General features: G+C 70.5%; 8 protein-coding genes. 4 read left to right on the top strand and 4 right to left on the bottom strand.

The window, feature by feature from the left end:
* Together OXS49_RS32100 and OXS49_RS32095 are read left to right on the top strand one after the other, a co-directional pair.
* The coding region (locus tag OXS49_RS32100) for a rhomboid family intramembrane serine protease (RefSeq protein WP_267428583.1) at positions 1–784 on the top strand (784 nt) is incomplete at its 5' end.
* Between the two features lie 131 nt (positions 785–915).
* Positions 916–1,347 (top strand): CBS domain-containing protein, encoded by a 432-nt coding sequence (locus OXS49_RS32095; protein WP_244002380.1) that lies wholly within the window; start codon positions 916–918, stop codon positions 1,345–1,347.
* 237 nt (positions 1,348–1,584) lie between these two features.
* Here OXS49_RS32095 and OXS49_RS32090 read toward each other — a convergent pair whose 3' ends face one another.
* The 4 genes from OXS49_RS32090 to folE all read right to left on the bottom strand — a co-directional run bounded on the left by OXS49_RS32090 (position 1,585) and on the right by folE (position 5,606).
* A complete protein-coding gene (locus OXS49_RS32090; RefSeq protein ID WP_267428582.1) occupies positions 1,585–3,153 on the bottom strand; it encodes an alkaline phosphatase D family protein in 1,569 nt (522 codons plus the stop codon).
* Positions 3,154–3,320: 167 nt separating this feature from the next.
* Entirely contained in the window at positions 3,321–4,307 is a 987-nt protein-coding gene (locus OXS49_RS32085; RefSeq protein ID WP_244002375.1) for a patatin-like phospholipase family protein, read from the bottom strand.
* Positions 4,304–4,726 carry a phosphoribosyl-AMP cyclohydrolase gene (gene hisI / locus OXS49_RS32080; protein WP_244002373.1) on the bottom strand — a complete coding sequence of 141 codons (423 nt, stop codon included), beginning with the start codon at positions 4,724–4,726 and terminating at the stop codon, positions 4,304–4,306. Before hisI ends, OXS49_RS32085 begins: the two co-directional genes overlap by 4 nt.
* A 40-nt stretch (positions 4,727–4,766) precedes the next feature.
* Entirely contained in the window at positions 4,767–5,606 is an 840-nt protein-coding gene (gene folE / locus OXS49_RS32075) for a GTP cyclohydrolase I FolE (protein WP_244002371.1), read from the bottom strand.
* 253 nt (positions 5,607–5,859) lie between these two features.
* Here folE and OXS49_RS32070 point away from each other — a divergent pair, with 253 nt between their 5' ends.
* Both OXS49_RS32070 and yidD read left to right on the top strand, forming a co-directional pair.
* Positions 5,860–6,303, top strand: coding sequence for an iron-sulfur cluster assembly scaffold protein (locus tag OXS49_RS32070; RefSeq protein WP_244002369.1), 444 nt, complete (start codon positions 5,860–5,862; stop codon positions 6,301–6,303).
* A 4-nt stretch (positions 6,304–6,307) separates the two neighbouring features.
* A complete protein-coding gene (gene yidD, locus OXS49_RS32065) occupies positions 6,308–6,646 on the top strand; it encodes a membrane protein insertion efficiency factor YidD (protein WP_267428581.1) in 339 nt (112 codons plus the stop codon).
* Positions 6,647–6,754 lie beyond the last annotated feature (108 nt).

Genomic DNA, 6,754 nt, shown 5'->3' with positions numbered 1-6,754 from the left:
CCCGGTGTTCAACATGCCGGCGGTCGTCACGCTCTCGATCGGGCTGCTGCTGGCGATCCAGGCGGTGCGCGAGTTCGTGCTGCCGGACACCTGGGACATCCGCCTCGTCCTCGATCTCGCGCTGGTGCCGGCCCGCTGGACCCTGTGGTTCGATCCCGGGCAAGCCGCCGAGGTCGTCCGTGCGGCCGGCGATTCGGGCGATCCGGGCCTGCAGGCGGCGCGGGAGGCCTTCGCCCGCTACATCGTAGGCGAGCACGCGTTCCAGCCCTGGACGTTCGCCACCTACGCGCTGCTCCACGGCTCGTGGATGCACGTGATCTTCAACAGCGTGTGGCTCGCCGCCTTCGGTTCGCCGGTGGCCCGTCGCTGCGGCCCCTGGCGCTACGGGCTGATCGCGCTCGCCGGCACCGCGGCGGGCGGCCTGCTGCACGTGCTGGTCGATCCCCTGAGCGCCGGGCCGCTGGTCGGTGCCTCAGCCGGCATCTCGGCGCTGATGGCGGCTGCTGCCCGGTTCGTGTTCCAGCCGCCGGTCTCCGGCTATGGCGGTCAGCCCTGGCAATTGCCGCCGCACCGGCCGGTCGAGACCATCCCCGAACTCCTGCGCAACCGGACGGCCGTGTCCTTCCTGGCGATCTGGCTCGTGACCAACCTGCTGTTCGGCCTCGTGAGCGTGCCGCTGGTAGGCGAGAGCGCTTCCATCGCGTGGGACGCGCATCTCGGCGGGTTCATCGTCGGCTTCCTGCTGTTCCCGTTCCTCGATCCGCGGGAGACGCCGCGGTCCTGACCACCTTGCCAACCGGGCGAAACGGCCACACACTCGCCGTATTGTGAAGGCGCCGGGGCCAACCCGGCCGACAGCGCAATCCCGGTGTCGCGGGCTGACGGCGCACCGGACGCGTTACACGGGAGAGAGCCATGACCGTCGCACGCATCCTCGCCGACAAGGGCAGCTCGGTCGTCACCGTAGCCCCCGACAAGACCCTCGAGGAGGTCATCCAGATCCTCGCCGACCGGCGCATCGGCGCCCTGGTGGTCGCTCAGGACGACGGGTCGGTGGCCGGCATCATCTCCGAGCGGGACATCATGCGGGCGCTGGCCGGGCACGGGGGCTCGGCCTTCGACGCGCCGGTCTCCGCGCACATGACCGGGAACGTCACCACCTGCGGGCGGAGCACGACGATCGAGGAGGTCATGACGCTGATGACCGAAGGCCGCTTCCGCCACGTGCCGGTCTGCGAGGACGGGCGCCTGATCGGGCTGGTCTCGATCGGCGACGTGGTGGCGCGCAAGATCGCCACCGTCGAGGCCGAGCATCAGGCGCTGCGGGATTACATCACGATGGCGTAGGGGGCCGACTCTCCCTCCCCCCTCTGCGGGGGAGGGTGGCCCGCGAAGCGGGTCGGGAGAGGGGAGCGACGGTGCAGAACAGCGCTCTGCCCGTCGTGCTGGTCGCGCCCTTTCCTGAACCCGGGTTCCCCGCTTGCGGGACCTTCGTCCCGGCCCGACCCCTGCTGACGCAGGGGCCCCCCTCCTCCCCCGCAGAGGGGGGAATGCGCGGCTACGTAGTCCCAAAAGAGCGTCGCCTCACGCCTTCACGGGATCGAGCGTCACGTGCCACAGGTCGGAATCGGCCGCGTCCTTGAGCGTCACCGTCATCTGCTCGGTCCGGCCATCGACCGCGACATGGCCGAAGAACTGGTAGCCGGAGGCCGGTGACAGGTTTACCTGGCCCTTCTCGGGCGCCTTCACGAAGCGCAGCTGCGGCCCGAAGGTGTTGTCGAGCGCATTCGGCCCGAAGGTGCCGGCGTGCAGCGGCCCCGAGACGAACTCCCAGAACGGCTCGAAATCCTGGACCTTTGCCTTGTTGGGGTCGTAGTAATGCGCGGCCGTGTAGTGCACGTCGGCCGTGAACCACACCGTGTTGCGGATGCCCGCGCTCTTGATGAAGCGCAGCAGGTCGGCGATCTCCAATTCGCGCCCGAGCGCCGGCCCGTCGCCCTGTGCCACCGCCTCGGAGCCGAAGTTTTTATCGACGTCGTACGTCACCACGAGGCCGAGGGGCATATCGGCGGCGATCACCTTCCAGGTCGCGCGGGATTCGAGCAGCGCCCGCTTCAGCCACGCGATCTGCTGCGGCCCGAGGAAGTAGGAATCCGGCCCGTACGTGGTCTGCGTGTTCTCGCCGTTCGGGCCCCGGTAGGAGCGCATGTCGAGCATGAACACGTCGACCAGCGGGCCGTAGCCGATCTTGCGGTAGACCCGTCCGGGCTCGGACGGCTCGAAGCGCATCGGCATGTATTCGTGGAACGCGCGAGCCGCGCGCAGCTGCAGGGCCAGCACGTTCGGGTCGGTGTATTTCTTCTTCAGGTGTTCGGCCCGGGTCAGCGGCTCGCCCGGCCACCAGTTGTTGGTGACCTCGTGGTCGTCCCACTGCGCCAGGATCGGCACGGCGGCGTTCATCGCCAGCACGTTCCGGTCGGTGAGGTTGTACTTGTGGCGGCCCCGGAACTCGGCCAGCGTCTCGGCGGGCTTCGCGACGGCCTCGGTGACGCGGTTGCGCCAGAGGCTGCCATCGGGGAGCTTCACCTCGGACTGGATCGGCCCGTCGGCGTAGATCGTGTCGCCGGAATGGATGAAGAAGTCCGGCCGGTTCTTCAGGATGGCGGAGTAGATCGTCATGCCGCCGCGGGCCTCGTCGATGCCCCAGCCCTGGCCCGCCGTGTCGCCCGACCAGCAGAACGAGACCGAGCGCCGATCCGCCGGCGCGGTGCGGAACCGGCCGACCTGGGCCGGCCCGACGATGGTCGGCGCGGCGATGTCCTGGAGGCGGACGCGATAAAAAACGTCCTGGCCCGCCGGCAGTCCGGTCAGCGCCACCTTCACGGTGCCGTCGGTCTCCGGGAGCGCGTCGGCGAAGACGCCCTGGAGTTTGGAAAAGCTCTCGGTGGTCGCCCACTCGATGATCGCCCGGGCGGGCCGGTCGGAGCGGGCCCAGACCACGGCCGAGTCGGTGCCGACATCGCCCGACTGGAGCCCATGCGTCAGGAGCGGCCGGTCGGCGGCCCGGCTCAGGCCGGGGCGGGCGAGGCCGGAAGCCAGCCCGACGAGGCCGGCGCCTCCGGAAAGCAGGATCTGACGGCGACTCGTGGTCATTGGAACCCCTCCAAATGGTGGGGCGCCCATCGCAGGCTGGGGCGACAGGGGGATGACGGGGGGATGCGCCGGGGCCTGCTCAGGTCTTCCAGCCCATCCCCCTCATCCTGAGGTACCGGAGCGCAACGGAAGCCTCGAAGGAGGGCTCCAGCCAGCCGCGCGAGCCCTCAAGCGCGCGCCTCGGCCCCCGCCACCACAGCCCGGATCCGCGGCAGCGCCGCCCGCGCCGCCCGATAGCCGATCGCGATCCCCTCATCCGCCCGGTGGAAATCGAACAGCCCGAACCCCGCCACGTCCGGCCCGATGGCCACGTCCGGCGGGTCGCGCTCCAGCCGGGAGCGGGAGATCCGGTCCTGGGTGATGTTGAACGCGTCGAGCACCACCCGGGCGAGGCCCGGCACGGGGATCTCGGGCTCCGGGCGCGGAAAGCCCCGCAGGCGGTCGCGCAGCGTGGTCAGGACGCCGCGGCGGGGGACGTAGGCCGGCACCTCGCGCACAACCGGGCCGCCGGTATCGCCATTGAGGTTCACGCAGATCACCAGATCGGCGCCGAGCGCCCGGGCCAGAGCCACCGGCACCGGGTTGACCAGCGTGCCGTCCATCAGCACCCGGCCCGCATGGGTCACCGGCGGGAACAGACCGGGGATCGCGTAGGAGGCGCGCACCGCATCCACCGCCAGCCCCTCGGTCAGGCACACCTCCGCGCCGGTGCCGTACTCGGTGGCGACGCAGCCGAACCGGATCGGCAGGCGCTCGATCCGGCGCTCGCCCAGATCGGCGTGGAGCCGCTGGCGCAGGCGGTTGCCGGCGATCAGGCCGGAGCCCGGCAGGCGCGGATCGATCAGCCCGACCACCCGGCGCCGGGTCAGCGCCCGCGCGAAGGCCTCCAGCCGGTCGAGCCGCCCGGCGGCGTAGCAGGCCCCCACCACGGCGCCGATCGAGCAGCCCGCCACCACGGTGGGGTGGATGCCGGCCTCCTCCAGGGCGCGCAGCACGCCGATATGGGCCCAGCCCCGGGCCGAGCCGCCGCCCAAAGCCAGCCCGATCCGCGGGCCCGCCTTCGGCAGGGGCCGGATCGGCTCGACGGCGCCGGGCAGGAAATACGGAACGGCGGGACACTCTTGCCACCCGGTCGCGGCAAGGGTCGCGCTCATTTCCCGGCGAACTCCAGGGTGGCGCGGCCGTCCGGTTGCCGGACGACACTGCGGTAGAAGCAATCCCGCCGGCCGGTGTGGCAGCAGCCGCCGTCGCCGCCGACCTCCACGCGGATCAGCAGCGCGTCCTGGTCGCAATCGACCCGCATCTCGATGACACGCTGGATCTGGCCGCTGGTGGCGCCCTTGTGCCAAAGTTCTTGCCGCGAGCGCGACCAGTACCACGCCTCGCCAGTCTCGATCGTGCGCGCCAGCGATTCGGCGCTCATGTGGGCGAGCATCAGCACCCGGCCGTCCCCCGCATCGACCGCGATGCAGGTGATCAGCCCGTCCCGGTCGAAGCGGGGCGTGAAGGCTTGGCCCTCCTCGACCGCGGCGCGGGGGCCGGGGGGATCGAAGGCGCTGTCGCTCGCGGTCATGGCGTGGAAGGGCGGTCCCCGATTCTGGGCGTGCTGTAGACTACTTGGTGCCGCCGCGCACCAGGGTCAGGAAGCGGACCTGCTCGTTGGCGTTGTCCTTGAACACGCCGCGGAACTGGCTGGTGATGGTCGAGACTCCGGATTTCTGGACGCCGCGCATCGCCATGCAGAGATGCTCGGCCTCCACCATCACGGCGACGCCGCGGGGCTTGAGGATGCTCTCGATCACGTCGGCGATCTGGGCCGTCATGGTCTCCTGCGTCTGCAACCGGCGGGCGAAGGTGTCGACCACCCGGGCGAGCTTCGACAGGCCGACCACGCCCCGGGTCGGGTAGTAGGCGATGTGGGCGAGCCCCATGAACGGCACCATGTGATGCTCGCAATGGGAGTGGAACGGGATGTCGCGCACCAGCACGATGTCGGAGTAACCCTCGACCTCCTCGAACACCCGCTCAAGCAGCTTCTCCGCATTGACGCCGTAGCCGCCGAACAGCTGCTCATAGGCTTTCGTCACCCGGGCGGGGGTGTCGAGCAGGCCCTCGCGGGTCGGGTCGTCGCCGGCCCAGCGCAGCAGGGTGCGCACGGCGGCCTCGGCCTCGGCGCGGCTCGGGCGGCCGGTCTCGATGCCTTCGGGGATGCGGGTGGCGGAAGCCGGCTCCGGTGCGACCTCGACGGGGCGGGTCTCATCCACCGGGCGGTTGTCATTGCGCATGCCGTCTAGACCTTGCCCGTCGATCCCGTTCGGGGGAAAATCCTGCCCGTTCCGGTGAAAACCCTGGCCGTCGCTCGGATACGACAGGGATTTGAGCGCGGCATCCATGGCATCCTCGGCCCGGGCGATGCGGGACTTCATCGGGGTGCTGTCGGGCTTGGCGTACATCGTCGGATCGCGTCGGGCGTGTGAGGGAAGATCCCGGGCCTGAAAAGGTTTCAGGCCGGCGCCCCGGAATGGACTGAAGCCGTGGGAATCCCCTCGGACGGATCGCCGGAGCCGTGGGCGCGACCCTGGTTGCCGGACCGCCTCCTCGCGAAGCGACCGTAAGGCGCCTATATCATCGTTCGCGGGGCAACGCGCAATGCGCGAACCGCGCGGCAGCGTCCCGACGGGACCTGTACCCACGGCCGAGGACCCGATGCTCGACGATATCTACAACCGCCGCATCCTCGAACTGGCCGCCGATATCCCCCGGCTCGGCCGGCTGGAGAACCCGGATGCCAGCGCCACCGCGCATTCCCGCTTGTGCGGTTCGACCGTGACGGTGGACCTTGTGCTGGGCGAGGATGGCCGAGTGGCCGATTTCGCCCAGGAGGTCCGGGCCTGTGCGCTCGGCCAGGCCTCGTCATCGCTGATGGGGCGCCACGTGGTCGGCGCCAGCGCCGAGGAACTGCGCGGCGTCCGCGAGACCATGCGGTCGATGCTCAAGTCGAACGGCCCGGCTCCCGACGGGGCCTGGGCGGACCTGGCCGTGTTGGAGCCGGTGCGGGCGTTCAAGGCGCGCCACGCCTCGACGCTCCTGACCTTCGACGCGGTGGTGGATGCCCTCGACCAGATCGCCGCCAAGCGGCAGGCCGCCTGACGGCATGGTCCGCCGGGCGGCGCATTGGGGGATCCGCGCCTATCAGCTCACCCTGTCGGGGCTGATCGGACGCCAGTGCCGCCATTGGCCGAGCTGTTCGGAATACACCGACACCGCCATCACCCGGCACGGGCTATGGCCGGGGGGCTGGATGGGGTTTGCCCGGATCTGCCGGTGCGGGCCGTTCGGCACCCACGGGATCGACCTCGTTCCGGAGCGGCTGCCGGCAGGGGCGGTCTGGTACCGCCCCTGGGCCTATGCCCGCTGGCGCGGCGTCGAGGCGCCGCCTTCGGCGTTCGCCTGTGAGGCTGTGGGGGAGGGCGCAGGATCGGACGGGCGTTGAGGAGCTTCGTTCCTGTTTTGTTTCACGTGAAACATGGGTGATGGGCAGGTGCTTCACCGAACTGCCGCTTGGATCCCGCTTGCGCTCTCTCTTCCCCCTTGTGGGGAG

Source organism: Methylobacterium sp. GC_Met_2 (assembly GCF_026540795.1).
Lineage (GTDB): Bacteria > Pseudomonadota > Alphaproteobacteria > Rhizobiales > Beijerinckiaceae > Methylobacterium.
Note: the sequence above shows the minus strand (reverse complement) of the source record. Positions and strands in the feature narration are given on the sequence as shown.

Bases quoted from the DNA above. Each gene is read 5' to 3' on its own strand.
- OXS49_RS32095 (WP_244002380.1), top strand. From the start codon at position 916: ATGACCGTCGCACGCATCCTCGCCGACAAGGGCAGCTCGGTCGTCACC.
- OXS49_RS32090 (WP_267428582.1), bottom strand. From the start codon at position 3,153: ATGACCACGAGTCGCCGTCAGATCCTGCTTTCCGGAGGCGCCGGCCTC.
- OXS49_RS32085 (WP_244002375.1), bottom strand. From the start codon at position 4,307: ATGAGCGCGACCCTTGCCGCGACCGGGTGGCAAGAGTGTCCCGCCGTT.
- hisI (WP_244002373.1), bottom strand. From the start codon at position 4,726: ATGACCGCGAGCGACAGCGCCTTCGATCCCCCCGGCCCCCGCGCCGCG.
- folE (WP_244002371.1), bottom strand. From the start codon at position 5,606: ATGTACGCCAAGCCCGACAGCACCCCGATGAAGTCCCGCATCGCCCGG.
- OXS49_RS32070 (WP_244002369.1), top strand. From the start codon at position 5,860: ATGCTCGACGATATCTACAACCGCCGCATCCTCGAACTGGCCGCCGAT.
- yidD (WP_267428581.1), top strand. From the start codon at position 6,308: ATGGTCCGCCGGGCGGCGCATTGGGGGATCCGCGCCTATCAGCTCACC.